The sequence below is a fragment of the Eubacterium sp. LMAG:50 genome, assembly GCF_008680265.1.
GTDB classification, from domain to species: domain Bacteria; phylum Bacillota; class Clostridia; order Lachnospirales; family Lachnospiraceae; genus Eubacterium_U; species Eubacterium_U album.
The window spans coordinates 271,873-290,275 of record NZ_NALP01000005.1; the positions used below are offsets into that span (position 1 = coordinate 271,873).

24 protein-coding genes are annotated in these 18,403 nt (G+C 39.2%); 18 read left to right on the forward strand and 6 right to left on the reverse strand.

Annotation, left to right across the window (positions count from 1 at the left end; genetic code table 11):
• Positions 1 to 8 precede the first annotated feature (8 nt).
• The 13 genes from CCC31_RS02635 to CCC31_RS02695 all read left to right on the forward strand — a co-directional run bounded on the left by CCC31_RS02635 (position 9) and on the right by CCC31_RS02695 (position 9,456).
• Entirely contained in the window at positions 9 to 236 is a 228-nt protein-coding gene (locus tag CCC31_RS02635) for a DUF5348 domain-containing protein (RefSeq protein ID WP_055066584.1), read from the forward strand.
• A 244-nt stretch (positions 237 to 480) separates the two neighbouring features.
• Complete coding sequence (locus tag CCC31_RS02640) at positions 481 to 1,668, forward strand: plasmid recombination protein (protein WP_290849389.1); 1,188 nt, start codon at positions 481 to 483, stop codon at positions 1,666 to 1,668.
• A 48-nt stretch (positions 1,669 to 1,716) separates the two neighbouring features.
• Entirely contained in the window at positions 1,717 to 1,896 is a 180-nt protein-coding gene (locus tag CCC31_RS02645; RefSeq protein WP_290849392.1) for a hypothetical protein, read from the forward strand.
• Between the two features lie 4 nt (positions 1,897 to 1,900).
• Positions 1,901 to 2,272 (forward strand): TnpV protein, encoded by a 372-nt coding sequence (locus tag CCC31_RS02650; RefSeq protein ID WP_118236024.1) that lies wholly within the window; start codon positions 1,901 to 1,903, stop codon positions 2,270 to 2,272.
• Positions 2,273 to 2,351: 79 nt separating this feature from the next.
• Positions 2,352 to 2,789, forward strand: a complete 438-nt coding sequence (locus tag CCC31_RS02655) for a hypothetical protein (RefSeq protein ID WP_290849394.1) — start codon at positions 2,352 to 2,354, stop codon at positions 2,787 to 2,789.
• Positions 2,786 to 3,286, forward strand: a complete 501-nt coding sequence (locus tag CCC31_RS02660; protein ID WP_290849396.1) for a hypothetical protein — start codon at positions 2,786 to 2,788, stop codon at positions 3,284 to 3,286. The genes CCC31_RS02655 and CCC31_RS02660 overlap by 4 nt, the downstream gene beginning before the upstream one ends.
• A gap of 95 nt (positions 3,287 to 3,381) precedes the next feature.
• Positions 3,382 to 4,728 (forward strand): DNA cytosine methyltransferase, encoded by a 1,347-nt coding sequence (locus tag CCC31_RS02665; protein WP_118236022.1) that lies wholly within the window; start codon positions 3,382 to 3,384, stop codon positions 4,726 to 4,728.
• 103 nt (positions 4,729 to 4,831) lie between these two features.
• Positions 4,832 to 6,295 carry a HEPN domain-containing protein gene (locus CCC31_RS02670; protein WP_118236021.1) on the forward strand — a complete coding sequence of 488 codons (1,464 nt, stop codon included), beginning with the start codon at positions 4,832 to 4,834 and terminating at the stop codon, positions 6,293 to 6,295.
• 516 nt (positions 6,296 to 6,811) lie between these two features.
• Positions 6,812 to 7,678: an NAD-dependent epimerase/dehydratase family protein gene (locus CCC31_RS02675; RefSeq protein ID WP_290849399.1), complete on the forward strand. Its 867-nt coding sequence runs from the start codon at positions 6,812 to 6,814 to the stop codon at positions 7,676 to 7,678.
• Between the two features lie 31 nt (positions 7,679 to 7,709).
• The gene (locus CCC31_RS02680; RefSeq protein ID WP_118565298.1) at positions 7,710 to 7,949 is read left to right on the forward strand and encodes a hypothetical protein; all 240 of its coding nucleotides are present in this window, start codon (positions 7,710 to 7,712) and stop codon (positions 7,947 to 7,949) included.
• 109 nt (positions 7,950 to 8,058) lie between these two features.
• A complete protein-coding gene (locus tag CCC31_RS02685) occupies positions 8,059 to 8,457 on the forward strand; it encodes a GNAT family N-acetyltransferase (protein ID WP_290849402.1) in 399 nt (132 codons plus the stop codon).
• Between the two features lie 47 nt (positions 8,458 to 8,504).
• The gene (locus CCC31_RS02690) at positions 8,505 to 9,116 is read left to right on the forward strand and encodes an HAD family hydrolase (RefSeq protein ID WP_243053233.1); all 612 of its coding nucleotides are present in this window, start codon (positions 8,505 to 8,507) and stop codon (positions 9,114 to 9,116) included.
• A gap of 208 nt (positions 9,117 to 9,324) precedes the next feature.
• Entirely contained in the window at positions 9,325 to 9,456 is a 132-nt protein-coding gene (locus CCC31_RS02695; protein WP_290849406.1) for a helix-turn-helix transcriptional regulator, read from the forward strand.
• A 225-nt stretch (positions 9,457 to 9,681) separates the two neighbouring features.
• Here the strand turns inward: CCC31_RS02695 and CCC31_RS02700 are convergent, their stop codons facing one another.
• From CCC31_RS02700 to CCC31_RS02725, 6 genes are all read right to left on the reverse strand, one after another.
• Positions 9,682 to 10,281 carry a response regulator transcription factor gene (locus CCC31_RS02700; RefSeq protein WP_118347094.1) on the reverse strand — a complete coding sequence of 200 codons (600 nt, stop codon included), beginning with the start codon at positions 10,279 to 10,281 and terminating at the stop codon, positions 9,682 to 9,684.
• A complete protein-coding gene (locus CCC31_RS02705; protein ID WP_118347096.1) occupies positions 10,262 to 11,566 on the reverse strand; it encodes a hypothetical protein in 1,305 nt (434 codons plus the stop codon). Before CCC31_RS02705 ends, CCC31_RS02700 begins: the two co-directional genes overlap by 20 nt.
• A gap of 33 nt (positions 11,567 to 11,599) precedes the next feature.
• Positions 11,600 to 12,247, reverse strand: a complete 648-nt coding sequence (locus CCC31_RS02710; RefSeq protein WP_118719088.1) for a hypothetical protein — start codon at positions 12,245 to 12,247, stop codon at positions 11,600 to 11,602.
• Complete coding sequence (locus CCC31_RS02715) at positions 12,238 to 12,942, reverse strand: hypothetical protein (protein WP_118347100.1); 705 nt, start codon at positions 12,940 to 12,942, stop codon at positions 12,238 to 12,240. Before CCC31_RS02715 ends, CCC31_RS02710 begins: the two co-directional genes overlap by 10 nt.
• Complete coding sequence (locus CCC31_RS02720; protein WP_118347102.1) at positions 12,935 to 13,636, reverse strand: ABC transporter ATP-binding protein; 702 nt, start codon at positions 13,634 to 13,636, stop codon at positions 12,935 to 12,937. The genes CCC31_RS02715 and CCC31_RS02720 overlap by 8 nt, the downstream gene beginning before the upstream one ends.
• A 120-nt stretch (positions 13,637 to 13,756) precedes the next feature.
• A complete protein-coding gene (locus CCC31_RS02725; RefSeq protein WP_118719090.1) occupies positions 13,757 to 14,797 on the reverse strand; it encodes a DUF6076 domain-containing protein in 1,041 nt (346 codons plus the stop codon).
• Between the two features lie 302 nt (positions 14,798 to 15,099).
• Here CCC31_RS02725 and CCC31_RS02730 point away from each other — a divergent pair, with 302 nt between their 5' ends.
• The 5 genes from CCC31_RS02730 to CCC31_RS02750 form a co-directional block, all read left to right on the forward strand.
• Complete coding sequence (locus CCC31_RS02730) at positions 15,100 to 15,324, forward strand: helix-turn-helix domain-containing protein (protein ID WP_005362423.1); 225 nt, start codon at positions 15,100 to 15,102, stop codon at positions 15,322 to 15,324.
• 146 nt (positions 15,325 to 15,470) lie between these two features.
• Positions 15,471 to 15,674 carry a hypothetical protein gene (locus tag CCC31_RS02735; RefSeq protein WP_004614949.1) on the forward strand — a complete coding sequence of 68 codons (204 nt, stop codon included), beginning with the start codon at positions 15,471 to 15,473 and terminating at the stop codon, positions 15,672 to 15,674.
• Between the two features lie 286 nt (positions 15,675 to 15,960).
• Positions 15,961 to 16,278, forward strand: coding sequence for a DUF3847 domain-containing protein (locus CCC31_RS02740; RefSeq protein ID WP_182436539.1), 318 nt, complete (start codon positions 15,961 to 15,963; stop codon positions 16,276 to 16,278).
• A gap of 59 nt (positions 16,279 to 16,337) precedes the next feature.
• A complete protein-coding gene (gene mobQ, locus CCC31_RS02745) occupies positions 16,338 to 17,753 on the forward strand; it encodes a MobQ family relaxase (RefSeq protein ID WP_118749566.1) in 1,416 nt (471 codons plus the stop codon).
• Between the two features lie 47 nt (positions 17,754 to 17,800).
• Positions 17,801 to 18,403: CHC2 zinc finger domain-containing protein (locus CCC31_RS02750; protein WP_290849534.1), on the forward strand; the 603-nt coding region annotated here is incomplete at its 3' end.

An 18,403-nucleotide genomic window follows, 5' to 3' on the forward strand; every position in this document is an offset into this window, starting at 1 on the left:
AGAAAATAATGAAACAGGGAAGATTAGGATATAACAGCAGTAATGGAAGATATGGATTATTATCATCAGACTTATGGATTGATACAGGATTTCACTGCGGAGAAGGACTGGAAGTGCTGGTAGATGATGAATGGGTACAGACCAGAATGGAGATGAATCTGGCAAGAGAATGGTATCTGGTAGGGACACCTTATTGTGGAGATCTGGAATATGTGCAGGCGAGGATACCAGAATAAAACAGATCTATGATCCACTTCGGTCGGTGCAGAACAGACGTCCATAAGGACGTTATGCCCCCGGCAGGGCGCAAGGGGACTTTTGATGGACGGTACGGCTGTCGAAAGTGCTTTTGCGTTACTTTTGACAAAAGTAACAAAACCGCCGTATCCGGCGAAAGTTTCTTAAATATCGCCATGTCTGGCGTAAATAAAAATTATGTGCCATATCTGGCACTCAAACAGAAAAGAGGTGAGAAAATTTATGATGAAACGAACAATCAGTGGCATGATCGGAGCCGGTTCACTGGCTCATAACAGACGGGATTTTGTAGCAGAAAATGTAGATCCGGACAGAGTACAACTGAACATTTGTTATAAGAATGAGAATCTGAAGGAAGTTTATAAAGAGCTGTTTGACGATGCGGTTGAGAGATATAATGTCGGGAAAAGAAAGGACCGGAAAATTGCAAATTATTATGAAAAAATCCGACAGGGCAAACAGGAGAAGCTGTTCCATGAAGTAATATTCCAGATTGGTAATCGTGAGGATATGGCAGTGGGAACGTCAGAAGGAAATCTGGCTGTAAAGGTACTGGACGAATATGTGAAAGACTTCCAGAAACGGAATCCGACACTTCGGGTATTTAGCTGCTATCTGCATCAGGACGAAGCTACTCCGCATCTGCATATTGACTTTGTTCCTTATGTGACCAACTGGAAGGGAAAAGGAATGGATACCAGAGTTTCACTGAAGCAGGCATTGAAAAGTCTTGGATTTCAAGGTGGAAATAAGCATGATACAGAACTGAATCAGTGGATAAATCATGAAAAGGAAGTGCTGGCTGAAATCGCAAAACAGCATGGAATTGAATGGGAACAGAAAGGCACACATGAAGAACATTTGGATGTTTACAATTTCAAGAAAAAAGAACGCAAAAAGGAAGTGCAGGAACTGGAGCAGAAAAAAGAAAATCTGACAGTGGAGAATGAAGGATTGACTTCTCAGATTGCAGAAGCAAGGGTAGATATTAAGCTACTGGAAGAAGAAAAAATTCAGTTCCAGAAAGATAAAGAGATAGCGGAAAAACGTGCGGAGAAAGCAGAAACGGAATTGAAAAAACTGGAAGACAGAAGAGAATTCCTGCAACCAGTGATGGATAATGTCAGTAAGGAAATAAAAGAATATGGAATGATCAAAACATTTCTGCCGGAAGCTACAGCATTGGAACGTGCGGTAACTTACCGGGATAAGAAAATAAAACCATTATTCATTGAAATGAAAAACAAAATCGGTGCGATGGCTGCACAGGTGAAAGAACTCACAAGAGAAAGAGATAGTTGGAAAAGTAAGTTTCAGAAGAAAAAGCAAGAGCATGAAAAAACAAAAAAGGAACTGGCAGAAGTTCAGAAAGATTATCAGAAATTATCTAGTGAGAAAGAAATACTGTAGGGAATTGCAGACAGATATAACCGACTTTTACGCATGTTGGGGAAAGATATGGTAGAAAGACTGGTACAGGACGATATACGAATCCAGGAGGAACTTGAAGCGAGAAAACAGAAAGAGCAGATGCCGAAAAAAATAGGTGACCGCATACAATGGGCAAGAGAACGAAGTGAAGAATACAATGCACAGATAAAGAAGAACAAAACAAAATACAGAGGAATGGAGTTGTAAGGATATGAAGAAACAGATTTATGATGAAAAGAATGGACTGAGCTACACATTGTATGGAGATTATTATTTTCCAGACCTGGAAATCAATGAGGAAGAACCTACATATGGGAAATATGGAATAATGCGAAAACAGTTTTTGAAGGAACACCGGAGTGCCAGGTATCAGTATCTGGTACTGACCGGGAAATTGACGGAGCATCTGAATCAAGTCGATAAAGAAACAAGAGAAAAAGTTGAGATGCTGGTGGAACAGATGGCTGAACGGTGGGGCGTGACGGAAGAACTGAAGTTGCAGGATCAGATGGAATGGGTGAGGAGGATGAATAATATTAAGAATGTGGCAGAAGAAATAAGTAAGCAAATAATATTCAAGTAAATATAATAAAATATTGAGTTATTTTTTCTCTTTTGGTATGATAAAGATGAATATCTATGCAGAAAAGAAGGGAAAGAAAATGTCATATGATTTTGAAAATAAAAAGATAAATGCAAATGTACGCACTGGTGAGTTATTTCAAATTCATGGAATGCAAGATTATTATTTAGGAGTAACATTTAGATACCATGCAAAAACTTGGAATGGATGCGTGCCTATAAAATCAAAATATCAGGGGACAGATATACCACGTACATATGAAGATGTAAAAGAGTGGGTATTACAATGTTACACGGAATTGGATCCAGGAAGAAATGATGTATGGCAAAATGAACAACGGCATTATTGGGAAAATAGACAGGCTTTTGATACGCAAGCTGTTTTTGATGCACTAAATGGGAATGATGTTATGACTAAATGGCAGTGTAGAAAATGTGGTCCGGTACCACAAGCAAATCCACAACCTGCAGCAAGAATAAAAAAACTGCGCGAAAGTGGTACTATATTGCGACTATGAAAAAAGATTGTCCGACGTGTGGGAAAAAGGAATTTTATGATTTATTAATTAGACTTCCTCGAAAAGCAGCGGATAATGAAAAAAGATTTTCTATTTCTACAAGCCTTCAGAATAAAATAAAAAACGTTTTACCATTAAAAGATGCTTGTTTTGATTCACCACAGACTGCTTCAGAATTGGTTATAGATCATAAATTCCCTTCTTCACGTTGGGTAAATGGAGAAACCGTGAATGAAACAAATATGTCAGAAGAAGAAATAAAGAAAAAGTTTCAATTATTGACAAACCAGACAAATCTTCAAAAAGAAAGATATTGTAAAAAATGTGTATCGGAAGGAATAAGAGGAGACTTTTTTGGGATAAAATGGTTTTATGAAGGCGATGAACAGTGGAGAGGATCATCAAAAGCTGATGAGAATGGTTGTATCGGTTGCTGTTGGTATGATTTAATAGAATGGAAAAATCAATTTAACAAATATTTGAAAGAAAAAGAATAAAATATATTGAAAAACGAACGTATGTTTGGTATGATGAAAGCGTGCTAGCATATGCAGGTTTTTGTATATTCAAATTTAGGAAAGGAGAGGGCGCAATGATAAAAACAGTTGGAAGTATATGTTCAGGAATAGAAGCAGCTTCCGTTGCTTGGAAGCCACTAGGGTTAGATTTTAAATGGTTTTCAGAAATTGCACCATTCCCATCAAGAGTATTAAATGAAAAATTTCCACAGATAATAAATCTGGGGGATATGAATAACATTCCGGAAGAATTGATAAACGAAAATATATGTGCACCAGACCTTATATGTGGAGGAACACCTTGCCAAGCATTTTCATTGGCAGGTGGAAAAAGAGGGTTGAATGATGAAAGAGGAAATCTGACATTAAAGTTTGTTGATATAATAGAAGCAAATGATAAAGTTAGAAAAGAGAGAAAGCAAAATCCAAGTATCGTATTTTGGGAAAATGTTGAAGGAGTTCTTACGGATAAAACAAATGCATTTGGATGTTTGATTTCATCATTAGCCGGTTTAGATAAAGCAGTTGAAATGAAGAAATGGCCTAATGCAGGAATATTAGAAGGGGAAAAAAGAAATGTTGCTTGGAGAGTTTTAGATGCTAAGTATTTTGGCTTGCCACAGCAAAGACGAAGACTATATGTTTTGGCTGGAGGAAAAGACTTTCACCCAGAGGAGATTTTATTTGAACTGCATAAGGGTGAGTTTGTAGAGTATCCAACAGGAGATTTAACATTTGAAAAAGAAGGACATTCTTTTGAAGTGTTTCGAGAATATTCAGATTGCCTATATTCAGCTTATGGAACAAAGTGGAATGGTAATGCAGCAGCATATAATGGATCATTGTTTGTTGTTCAGGACGAAAAAATAAGAAGACTTTCGCCACTTGAATGTGAGAGGTTAATGGGCTTCCCGGATGAGTATACTAATATTAAAGGCGCAAAACGAACGAATAGATATCAAGCTATAGGTAATTCGTGGGCCGTTCCAGTGGTGCAATGGATCGGAAAAAGATTAGTTTCATATGAATTAACAGAGAGCATCTATAAAGAAAAGAAAAAATATATTGATGAATCGATGATTAATGAGTATCAAAATGCTATTTTATATGATTTCAGTAAAGGAATTATTGATGTTGGAGCGATGAAGCTTAATTGTACTGAACAGCCAGAAAAATGTGAATTTAGATCATTAAAAGACATTATTTCTGGGGATGCACCTAAAGAAATTTTTATTTCACCAGTTGGGTGTTATGGAATTATCCGTAGAAAACAGGAAAGAAATTTGAGCATTAATAGTAGGTTGGAAAAAGCATTACTTAAAGGTGCTAGTGGAATGACAAAAGAAGAGATAGAAAAACGATCTCGGATACAAAAAAGAGGAAAGCATAGTCAAGATAATAAAAAATTAGCCTATGCTTAAAATTAAAATAAGGCATATATTGAATTGACAAAAGATGTTGTAAATTTGATGTATGTCTTATTTATTTATAAAGAGATTTTGAAGAATAAGTAGGAGGAAAAACATGAGTATAGAAGCCGGTGGAGCATTTTCCGGAAAACTTGAAAGCATAGATGGATTAAAATTAAATAATAGAGCGGAAATACATATTAATAAATATTATCAAGGGATAATTACGCTTTATAGAGTTTCAAGAAAAATTGTGAATATGGCGCAAGAAAAGATTGAGTATTTGGTAATTAAACTAGAAAATGAAGAGAAGATAACTGCAATTGGGTTAAATTTTAAATCGGCTTCTGGAGGAGTTAACAATTGTTTTAAACTTGAATTGCAGGCGGATATATTGTTAAAAGGAAAAATGGCTTATGCTAATACTTCTAAATTTCAAGAGATATATTTTGAAATAACGGAAGGAAATGAATTGATAGGTTTATGTCCGTACGATGTAAATAAAAATTATGAAGATATTATATTTTGCCGTAAAATTGATATACCAATCAATGTGGAAAATAGAAGTGTCCAATTGGAAAATGGAGAATTGATATTTGGCGTTTATCCGAAATATCAATATAGTAAAGAAGCGTTGTCCATTGGATTTGCACATCGTATTACATGGAAATTTAATTCAGCCATAGACATAGAAAATATAAGGGAAAATTTGTATATAATAACAGACTTTTTTTCGGTATTGGCAGGAGAAAGTGTTACAATTAATGCTTTGAATTGTGTGGATTGTGATAAGTTGGTAGAAGTTATGGGAATCTGTAATTTTCCAAAAGAAAAATTAAATATATTGAAAAATGATACAATAGATTATACATCTTTTAAAAGAAGCTCCTTATATAAAATAACTGATTTTCAAAATTTAGAACAAGCATTAAGATATTGGTTTTCTAATTACGAAAAGATATATAATGCACAACAAGCATACGGAAGAATTTTGTTGGATGAGGAGTTGAAAATTGTTACAACAAATAAATATTTAGCTGCAATGCAATTGATTGAAGGATACACTCAAGCATACGCAGATGAAGAAAAAGAAATCAAAGAATTTGAGGAAAAAAAGAATGAATTGATTAGTAAACTTGAAAGTAAAGAAGAAAAAGAGTTAGTTGAAAAAGGCTTGGGATATTCAGGTATATCTTTTAGAAAAGCAGTGAAGGATTATTTGCACAAAGGTTATAATCTTTTTGAAGAAATATCTAAAAAGAAATTTGTAGAGAAAAAAGAAAAACTTATAGATGATATAGTGCATGATCGAAATTATTACACGCATTCTTCGAATAGAATATCTGCAATAATGAAATTTGATGATCTGTTAAATGTTTCTAATTTTTGCAAGGAATTATATAGAATTATAACTCTGCGAGATATGGGTCTTGCCATAGAGACTATTAAGCTTAGGTCGAGAAATAATCGAACCTTTTTTGCATTGATGAAAAAAATAATGGACATTGAGATTGAAACTGATGATCTCAAACTTACAGAGTTTGATAAGGCGATGCATTCTTTTTCGGATAGTAAATAGCGTGATAACATCATGATAACAAAATCGCCCAAAACTATACGGACACATCGGAAAATCCGGATTTTCCCACACAAATCACACGAAAAATCACCATTTGCACACCGCAATACATTGGTCTGATATCGTGAAGGTGGTAGAACAGTAGGTTCAGGTAAGGTTGCTACAATTGTTGAATAATCAACGTTATCAATGAATAGAGCGCAAGCTCACTATAAATAAAGAAAACCACGGTCGTGTTTACACGAAACCGTGGTTTTCCTTTGTTTATAGGGCTCGCAGGCATTCTATGAATGCCGCGAGCTTATTGATTACGGAGTAATCAATAAGATATGCTTGTGTGAATGATGGGCATTCCCGAAATTTTCGGGGATGCCTTTTCTACGTCATAGAGAGAAATGAGGAGTTAATGGCGTCAAAATGGCGTCACGAGAGGAAATGTATGGTTTTATTCTTGGGAGAATGGTATAATTTTAGGGGAAGATTTGATTGATAAATATGAGTTTGTGGAGAAAAAGGATGAAAATATTAGTAATAGGTGGTACTAGATTTTTTGGAATACATATGGTAAATGAACTTTTAGAAAAGGGGCATGATGTTACTATTGCCACAAGGGGAATATCTTCTGATGAATATGGCGACAAGGTAAAGAGGATTATCCTTGAAAGGACAAATGAAGAAAGTGTGAAAGAAGCATTATCAGGTGTGCATTATGATGTTGTTATTGACAAAATTGCCTATTGTTCGAATGATATAAAGTATGTGATGGAAGCTGTAGATTGTGATAAATATATGTATATGTCCAGTACATCTGTATATGAACCTAAACATATGAATACGATGGAATCTGATTTTGATGGAACATCAAAAGAGCTTATTTGGTGTGACAGATTTGCTTTTCCGTATGAACAAATAAAACGGCAAGCGGAGTATGCTTTGTGGCAAAAATACTCTAGTCGCAATTGGATTGCGGTAAGATATCCTTTTGTAATAGGCAAGGATGATTATACGAAAAGATTATTATTCTATGTCGAACATGTAATGAAGTCTATTCCTATGAATATAGATAATTTGGACTATCAGATGGGCTTTATACGTTCCGATGAAGCAGGGAAATTTATGGCTTTTCTGGTTGATAAAGAGGTCAAAGGAGCAATTAATGGAAGTGCTGAAGGAACTATTTCTATAAGAGAGATAATTGATTATGTTGAAAAGAAAACAGGTTCCAAAGCAATTATTGACAAAGGAGGGGAAAACGCTACATATAACAGGAAACCGGAATATAGTATAAATACCGAAAAAGCACAAGCGTTGGGATTTCAGTTTTCGGTACTTCATGATTGGATATATGAACTTTTAGATTATTATATTGAAGTTACCAAATAAAAATTGATAAAACTGAAAAAGGAGATTGACTATGAAAAATTATAATCAAGTTTATGTTAAAAATAGTTTTGATGCAGCAAAAATTTATTGCAAGGCATTTGGAGCAGAGATTACTAGAGCATTTATAAACAAGAACAACACTGCTTATGAACATCGCGAGTTGAAAAAGGGTGTGGTAATGTGTGGCGATTGCCTAGACATGGAAAAATGTCAGATGGTTGGAATGATTATCTCAAATAACCCCGATGCTCTAAAAAATCTGAGGGGATAGACTACATATCAGTTTGTCGAACTGATAAAAAATTTATTTATGTGAAAAGTGTAAGCGGTGGATGGCAAGTGTAAAAAGTAAGCAATGATTTCATTGAAAGAGGAGTTAGATGGTTAATTATTATTTAAATAAGAAAATGGATGCGATGCAATTGAGCGAACTGCGTAAATTTGTTGGGTGGAATACAATGGAAAGTTCTTTAAATAATCCAAAATTACAGTGTTTTCTTTCTGTGAGTGCTTATGAGGGTGACAGACTGGTAGGATATGTGGAAGTCGTATCTAATGGGGTTACTGATGCCTACATACAGGATTTGATGGTTCATCCGGAAATGCAAAATCAAGGGTTCGGAACACAGATGATGAGTATGGTAATCAAAGAGATTAGAGAACGAAATATTTATATGCTTTCAGTAATATACGGAGAAGAAAAACTAAAGGAGTACTATGAGAGATTTGGATTTTTCTCAATGCTTTGTGGACAAATGCAGTTGAGGGATGAGGAGTGAAGGGATATACTGCTAAAAATATCTATATCTCGAAAGGAAGTAAGAAAATGATTAAATGGATATTTTTTGACTTAGGATCAACTTTGATAGATGAAAGTGAATGTGCAGAATATAGAACACAAGAATTGCTAAAGCAACCTAACGCACCAAAGAGAGAAACGTTAGAACATCGCATGATAGAGCTTGCTTCACAAAATCGGTTGCCGTATAAAGATGCTGCTAAAGAATTTGGATTGGAAACGATAAAATGGCCAAAGCATTTAGAAAAAGTATATAAAGGTGTTCCTGAGCTGCTTGAAAAGTTGAGAGACAAATATCATTTAGGTATCATTGCTAACCAAAGTATGGGAACAGAACAGCGTATTATACAATATGGTATTCGCCAATATTTTGATATTATCATATCTTCAGCCGAAGTTGGAATATCTAAGCCTAATCTAGAAATATTTCAGATGGCGTTAGATAAATCAGGGTGTATTCCAGAAGAGACTTATATGATTGGAGATAGACTAGATAATGATATCGAACCAGCATCACAAATTGGAATGCATACAATATGGGTGAAACAAGGCTCTTTTGCTTATGGAAACTTAGAGCTGATACAATATCAGCCTGAACATATAGTAAATAATATTACAGAGATATTGGAACATTTATAGTTTTCACATCAGTGATTCTATATGATGAAACGAAACATCATTAAAATTAGAATTTGTAGGTGGATCTTTGTGACAACAGGAATTATGATATGTAGTTTGATTTTTTTAGCATATATGGATGCGGTTGAGTTTAGGACAACTACTGCGTTATTGAATTCGCAAATGCACATGATATGATTTTACTATAATGAATCATCAGGAGGTTGCTATGTTATATTTACCAGAAAACTTAAAGAAATACCGTATATTAAAAAATCTTACGCAAGAGGATGTTGCAGAGTATTTGGGGATTACCCCGCAAAGCGTTTCGAAATGGGAACGTGGGCATTCCCATAGTTAAAGATACCACACCCAATATCACAAACTCACGCTTAAACAATATTTCTTAGTCAACCACATACAATAACAAATACAAAAAAGCTGGAAGCAGACTTAATTTTGCTCCCAGCTTTTCTTTATTGTTTTGATGAAGTCGTTCAATGATACTTGTTTTTGCCATCTGCTTACATAATGTGCATACTTGTCACTTGTGTTCTGATATATCTGTCCCTCTTATTGCCTAAACTCATATTAAGGGTGTGATATATCCAAGTGCAATAGCCTTGTTATAGGCTTCGATAGCATTTTTAGCCCCCAGCTTATCATAGATGCTTTGGATATGGTTGTAAAGTGTCCGTTCACTGATATACAGTTCTTGAGCTATTTCATGCTTTGTTTTCCCTGTTCCAATCGCCTTAATAATTTCCGCTTCACGATCTGTCAGGGGATTTAATAAAGGGGGCGTAGTGGATTTGTGACCTTTACTAATAGCTGTAAGTTTTTTTACCAGCTCATCAGCAGAAGCCGACTTGTCAATATAACTTACAGCACCTCTTTTAAGTGCCTCCTGTCTATAAACCGGCATATCATAAGAGGATAGCATAGCCACTTTTGTTTTTGGGTTTTTGTTATATATTTTTTCTATCAGGTCAATGCCAGAATTTTTTGACTGATCTCTTAGGTTAACATCCAATAATACAATGTCCCATTCGTCTACGGAAAGAATATTCCAAAACTCTGTTTCATTACTTACATAGTGACAGATTGAGATTGCGTCCCAATCTTCCAGAAGTTTGCTTAAACTCTCTCCAAATATCCTGTGGTCATCAAATAGTAATATCTTCATTTTTTCTCCCCAAAACTGCCGTTGCAGTTAAAATACCATCTTTCTCTAAATACTGAATGTTACCACCATTCCCATTTATCAACACCGTCAAGAACAGCATGCCACCTTTGGAAGAAAGAATATTTTCAATGTCATTTGGTTTCGCTCCATCATTTTGACAGGTAATTACGAGTTTACTTTCTTCATTTAACGCGATTTCCAAATGGATAAAAGTAGCGGCAGCGTGTTTATAAACATTGTTGACAAGCTCTTTGATTATCTGCATAGTCTGTTCCAAACTGTTATCTTTTTTCAAAGCAATCCTTGCTTCGCTGTCAATGGTAAAATCTATAAATATATTTTTCTTTGGGTACAGCTTCTTAATGGCGTCAAGCATATATTCAATATGTTCCCATGAAGCATACCCCGAAAAGATATTAGACGAATAGAAATTCATCATATTTCTTATTCGCAGTTCCAAATCAGATAATATCCTTTTTGTTTCATCAATAGCTGGTGAGCGAAGCGACAGAAGATTTTTGGCACCTCCAATATCTTGAAGCACATCGTTGTGAAGTAGCATTGAAAAATCTTCCCTCTCACTTGCAATATAGTTCGTTAATTCATAATACTTTGTCAGCTCGTTGTAACGAGCTTCCATGTCGCCAAGATGAATGACAGCAAAAGCCTCAAATAAAAGCATTATAAGCTGAAAAAATACATTGACTTGCAGGGTGGACAAATCAAAGCAATAAAGTACGATTGTAAGCAAAGGAATCATGAAAACAAGGACATATCTTGCTTTCCTCTGGGCAATCGGAAGAATATTAACCTGTTTCAAATTTATATATTTATAATCAAGGAAAATTCCCACGAACATTCCAATTAACATAGTTACCGCAGGTAGAATTCGGAAATTGAAAAACGACAGTATGATAGACGCAATTCCAAACAGCAAGCGAACCATTTTTCCCCGGCTTGCGTCAGTTCTTACCAGCATTATTCCGATAATCAATGCAAAAACCAGAAATGCACCCGTGTATAAGGTGGAAAATCCATCATACATCAGCGCCGCAATAAAGGAAACAGAAAGCAGGTTCCAGCCACATTCAGATATTGTTGCCTTTCGCCGTGATGTCATTACATGTAGATAGAGCAGATTGAAATAACAAAGCAAGACGGCAATCGACAATAAGTTGATGGCTCCGTCATTCGCAATTCCTTTATGTGTTCTATCCAATATAACCCATAAAGTCACAATACCCGCATGAAGAAACAGATACGGATAGAAGCGTTTATCCTGCATAGACCCCCCTCCTTTCAGCTAAAATTCATTATGTTAGTAATATGATGATACGATCCGTTCTTTAGTCATCAGACATAAACCACACGCAGTCAAAACTATTATACTCACTGGAGAAAATAGTAGCAACACCCACACATTATTCGTTTTCATAAATATCCCACATTTTAAGAAAACCAGCAAAATATGAAGCAGTGTTGCAAAGATAGGAATACTCTTAAACCAGTTCATATTTCTAATCCAGAGAATCAAAACATTTATAAATGCCGAATACAATATGCTAAGGATCAGAAAATAGGTGCCTGATAACAAGATAAGGTTTGGCAGACGAATGGAAATCATCAAAAGCAGAGGAAACAAAAGAATCAGCGTTCCAATCCATAGTGATAGCAGATTCTCTTTAACAATACTTGAGATTTTAATACCATTAGCAAGTTTCCATTCTATTCTCTTTGTAATTTTTTCTTGCTGCAACATATCCTTGCTTATTTCTCCGGCAAAAAAGATAAATAAGCACAGGTAGCCATCAAGCATAAAATACTTTATATCAACGCCAAATACAATGTTCTCTGAAATATCCCCAAAGTTCATCAGAGAGATTATGCCGAAGATAGTTGCTACCGCACTCATAAATATAAAATTCCAGTTCAATACCCTTTTAAGGTTTAAGGTTATCAAACCCATTCGCCATCCCTCCTGATAACTGTTTCGTTGCTCATGTGCCGAGTCTTAAAGAAACTTAATAGTGCAAACATCATGCAAAGTGCAACATCAACCACAATAATCAAATAGTCAATTCCTATATGATGTTGATTCACAAGCTCTGTAATTCGTTCTGCCGACATCGCAATCAAATAAACCAGTGCAAAATTACCAAAGAACAGAACATTTTTGAACAGTTTTACTCGTTTCACATCCAGTACAATGATATTCAAAGCGACAATCTCACAAAAACTAAGTACAAGAATACTAAGATAAACGCATACGATCCGCCCAAAGCTCATTGTCCAGTCGGTAAAGTAATAGCAACTCATAAAAACAAAGAACGGGATAATACCAGAAAAGCGGAAAATCTGTACCGAATACTGTTTTATAATCTCTTTTACCGCAATTCCAGAAGCTGCAAAAAATTCAATTCTCCGGCTTAACTTATCCTTTGCTGTCAAATCTACAATCATAGCACCGGATTGCAGGGAGGTAAGACCCAAAATAACCGCATAGAGCATTAAGACTAAATAATCCTCTCCCTTAGACTGCAAGGCGTCCATCTGCATTGCAAAGCTCATAAAAGTTGCCAGAATGGCAACAATCGCAGTATCAATTAGGAGGCTTTTGCTTCTGGTAAGATAGTAGACTGCGCCTTTTCCCATGTTACTCATACCGATTGCCCTCCTTAATAAAGATTTCTTCCAATGATTGTCCTTGCATTTCTTGAATACCCTTATCAAACAGCAATCTGCCATTTTTAATCATAGATACATCATCAGCGCACTTTTGAATCTCGCTAAGGTCATGTGAAGTGATAATAACCGTTTTTCCGTCAGCTTTTAGAGCCTCTATCAAACTACGGATTTCTACTCTGGATATGGGGTCTACACCCGATGTTGGTTCATCCATGAGCAGAATATCCCGTCCCATCATAATCACAATCAAAAGGGACAGTTTTCTTTTCATTCCTTTAGAATAAGTGCTAACACGCTTTCCTAAATGCTCGGTCAATCCTAATTGCGTACAATAACTGTCTGAACGATCATTTATTTCAAATCCAAAGTATTTCCCAAAAATTCTCAAATTTTCAAGACCAGTCTGTTCTTCATACAGATAGTCATTTTCAAGCTCCATTGCATATTTCCCTGCAATGTTGATTGTCCCTGCATTTGGCTGGTATACCCCTGTAATCAAGCGTAGCAGTGTTGTCTTTCCAGAACCGTTCGGGCCAATAATCGCATGGATTGTATTTGCTTTTACATTCAGGCTAAAATTCTCAAACAAAACTCTGCCACCAAAACCTTTTTTTAAGTTCTTTACTTCAATCGCATTTTGAATCTCAGACATATTTTTTGCTCCTTTCATTTGGTGCTCCACCATATAGGTATAGTGTATAAAACGAAGAAGCATTTTGCATGAGTAATTACTGCAATTTCGATACTGCCATCAGGCAAATGTCACAGAAACCTCACAACGAGAAAAAATTTAGTATTCAGTCAGCTTCACAATTACATTACTCTGCTGATACAGCCAGTCCGTAAATTCTTTCGGGCTGGCCGTTCCTGTTTTTACAGCCTTTTTTCTCTGTAAGGCTTCTTTCTTAAAGTCGGAAAAGGCAGCCTGTATTTTTTCCAGACGGTCAGCCGGAAAGCCTGCGGTATTTTTTACCCGGTTTATTTTGTTGCGCCAGTTCTGGCATTCATTTTTATAAAGCAGGTCATAGTTATTTTCTCTTGCCCTCTCGTCAAATTCCCGCTTGTTTTGAAGTGCCTGTGCTTTTCGGCACTTGTCGCTGCACAGCTCATACCGCTGGCTCTTTGCCAGAAAATATTTCCCGCAGACCTTGCACCGCCGGAAGCAAAGCCCCCAGTCATTCAGCCTGTTCAGATAATAGGTAATCAACGGGTAGAGGGACGCATAGGCAGACACACATTCTTCTGTGCGCCGGTTGTCCGGTAACCAGAGGTCAAGCCGGGTATCTTCTGACGGTGCGCCTTTGAAATAAAGGCTGCCAGCTTGAAAATGTTTCGGTTTTCCTGTCTCCCTGTCAAAGCTCATGGCTTCGTTATGGAATACCCCGGTCAGGCTGCTCATTTTATCCATGAAGCGGTCACAGGCAGCGTTACGGTCACGGGGTTCTCTGGCAAGCAGATAGCTGTTCCAGATACGGAACGCCACATACATTTTCAGAGGGTCATTGCTAAGATATTTTCCCCAGAGAAATTCGCTTGCCGTCTGCTCCAGCTCCGGCTGTTTCCGTCGGTTGGAGTGGAGGGCTTGCCGCAGCGGAGAAAGCCCGTATAAGTTCCAATCTCTGTCCGTGTCACGCTCAAAGTTTATCAAAAAAGTTCCCAGCGGGCGTGTCATATCACAAAGCACCTCTGCGTTTTGGCTCCCGTTCAGCCGGAAGCGGATCTGCTGTTCTTCCCCAATCAAAATCCGCTCTTTCATTTTCTTCCTGTCCAGCGTCAGGACAAACAAAATCCTCTCAAAACATGGCTCATGCCGTATAAACTGATTCTCCATCCCTATCCCCTGCCTTTGTTTATGGTAATTATATAATTCAGTTATATCAGTTACACTCATGGTATCGCAGAATCATTGTTTTGTCAAGGATAGTACGCTATGATGATTGCGGTTGGTAATTTCGTACCGCACAGTACCTTGACAAGTGAATGACCGTCCAAAAAGGATATGACCGGCAGGAGAAGTGACGCATCCGGCGCACCAATGCAGGGAAACACCGCAGGAATGGGGCAGGAAAACGGCTTTTGGGGAGAGCGGCAGCAGGAAGCATTTTAACCTATTTGATTTATGGGAGGAACAGAATGAACGATAAAAAGAGATTGAACAGCTACGAGGATTTACCGCTGGTTCTGGATGTGGCGGACATTCAGCGGATTATGGGAATTTCAAGAGCGAGCGCCTATGAGCTGGTACACACCCCCGGCTTTCCGGCGTTCCGCAGGGGGAGGCTTATCAAGGTCAGCAAAATTGCTTTCTTTGAATGGATGGCAAAAGGCTCCGAAACCGTACCGGGAAGCGACAAATAAGCGTGAGGTATCATTCCCTGACTGCAATACTGCCGCACTTTCCAAAGGGGCATACAGAGAGAAAAAACCTTAAAAATGATACCGAGACGCTACACCAAAACAGCCTATCTGCGTACATCAGATAGAAACGGAGAAAGGAGCCGGTTATGGCAAGAATGAGCAACAAGCGGCGGCTGGAATGGTCTTTCTTCTTAAATGACCGCAGCCGTATCACTTACAACGAACTGTGCCGGAAATGCCAGCACGAATGTAAACAGAGCTTCCGGGCGGTTGTGGTTGACTGCCCGAAGTATCTTTCCAAGCGTTCCAAGAAAAAGGACAAGACTGCCGGAAACGGAAAAATCCCTTAGGAACTAAGGGCGCACTTCTATACATAGTCTAAAGACCATGTATCGTGCGTCCTGCGGAGCTTACCTCTGCCGCTGATAAAATCAGCAATCCGAGGTCTGCGTTCGCTTCGCTCCGACAAGGCGGCTGCACCCCCTTGCGCCGCTAAAGCGGCTATCCCCTGTGTACCCGCCGCAAAGAGAAATCCGCTCTGCGGTTTTCCCTTTTCATCGGGTTTTATAGAAGCACTGACACACGGACTGTCTGCGGATGGTCTTTCTTTATCTTATCAGCAAAGGATGTGAGAACATGGAAAAATCTTTGGAACAGTTGAAGCAGGAATATGAAAAAACCACTGTCCTGCTGGAACAGGAAAAACGGAAAATGCAGCGTTTGAAAAACCGGCAGGCGTATCTGGAAAGCGGTTCCCGGAAACAGAGGACGCACCGGCTGATTACCCGTGGGGCAGCTATTGAGAGCATTGCACCACAGACAAAGGAGCTATCCGAAGCGGAATTTTATTCCCTCATGGAAAGCATTTTGAATCTGCCGCAGGCGGAGCATTTCATCCGGTCTGCCGCAGAGAACCACGCCCGTATTTCCGGGCAGGAGAAAGGCGGTGACTAAGGATAGCACTTTATCATTTTTCAATCGCACAGATCAAGCGCAGCGCCGGTCAGAGCGCCATTGCCAGCGCAGCCTACCGAGCCGGGGAGCGTCTTTACAGCAGCTACTATGGAGAAGTCAGCGACTACACCAAAAAGGGCGGCGTGATCGCTTCGGAAATCATGCTGCCGCCCCATGCGCCGGAAATATATCTTGACCGGGCGACCCTCTGGAATGCTGTGGAGAACTGCGAGAAACATCCAAAAGCACAGCTTGCCTATTCCTTTGATATTGCCATGCAGAATGAATTGACGCTGGAAGAAAACATGGAGCTGGCGAGGAAGTTCGTACAGGAGCAGTTTGTGACAAAAGGCATGATTGCCGACCTTGCTTTTCACAGCCCGGAGAAAGAGGACGGCGGCATCCCTAACCCGCATTTTCATGTGATGACAACCATGCGCCCTTTGAACCCGGATGGCACATGGGGACAAAAACAGCGTCGGGAATATCTTCTTGATGAAGATGGAAACCGAATCCGGGATAAAAACGGCGATTATATGTTTAACGCTGTCCATACAACAGACTGGCATGAGCCGGAAACGCTGGAACACTGGCGGGAGCAGTGGGCGGCTGCCGTTAATACAAAATTTGAGGAAAAAGGGCTGGATGTGCGTATCGACCACCGTTCCTATGTGCGGCAGGGGCTTGACCTGATACCTACTGTCCACGAGGGAGCTAATGTCCGGCAGATGGAAGCAAAGGGCATCCGCACCGAGAAAGGGGAACTGAACCGCTGGATTAAAGCCACCAACCGGCTCATGCAGGATGTGAGGAAGAAGATCAAAGCCCTGTTTGTCTGGATGGCAGAGGTAAAAGAAGAACTTTCCAAACCCCAGACACCGAGCCTTGCCGACCTGCTGATCGCTTATTACAACCAGCGCAACGCAGGGGCATGGAGCAATAAAGCCAGAACCGGAAACTTAAAGCAGTTTGCCGAAGCCGTCAATTATCTGACGGAAAACAAGCTGCTCACATTAGAGGATTTGCAGGAGCGTCTTTCCTCTGTCAGTGAAGAATTTGAAGCATTAAGCGGCTCCATGAAAAAGAAATCTGCCCGGATAAAGGAATTGCAGGAATTGATACGGGAGGGCGAGAATTACCAGCGGCTAAAACCTGTCCATACGGAATTGAACAATATCAAGTTTAAGAAACAGAGGGAGAAATTTGAAACATCCCACGATGCGGAGTTACGGCTGTTTTATGCCGCCCGCCGTATTCTGAAAGAAAAACTGGACGGAAAACCCATTGCCCTGAAAGCATGGAAACAGGAATATGCACAGTTAAAAACAGAGTATGCCGAACTGTCTCCGCAGCACAAGCCACTCCGGGAGGAAGTCATACGGCTGCGGCAGGTGCAGAACGCCGTAGATACCGCACTGCGCCGGAGGGAGCAGCCACAGGCAGTACAGAGAAAGAAACATGAGATGGAGCTATGATATAACCGGCAGCTTTACCGCTACCGGTATTTTTATGGAGGGAGTATTTGAATGTATTTGAAGCGGTGAAACAGTCTGTTACCACCCGGCAGGCTGCTTCATTCTATGGAATCCGGGTGGGAAGAAACGGCATGGTCTGCTGTCCATTCCACAATGACCGCACGCCCAGCATGAAAGTGGACAGCCGCTTTTACTGCTTCGGCTGCGGGGCTTCCGGGGATGTGATCGACTTTGCCGCTTTGCTGCATGGATTGGGGAAACGGGAAGCTGCGGTCAGGCTTGCGGAGGACTTCGGCGTTTCCTATGAGAAATCCGGCAATGCGCCGCCAGATAGGAAGCGTCACAACAGGTCACAGCCCCGACAAAAATCAGCGGAGCAGAGATTTCAGGAAACGGAACGGTATTGTTTCCGGGTGCTATGCGATTATCTGCGCCTGCTGGAGCATTGGAAAACAGCACACGCCCCACAGCCGCAGGATGCCATCTGGCATCCTCTTTTTGTGGAAGCGTTGCAGAGGATAAGCTACACAGAATACCTTTTGGATATTTTGTTATACGGAGAAATAGAAGAAAAAGCGGCATTGATCGCCGCACAGGGAAAGGAGTGTGTCGGCTTGAACAGCGAATTTCAGAGCTTGCGCGGAAACGCA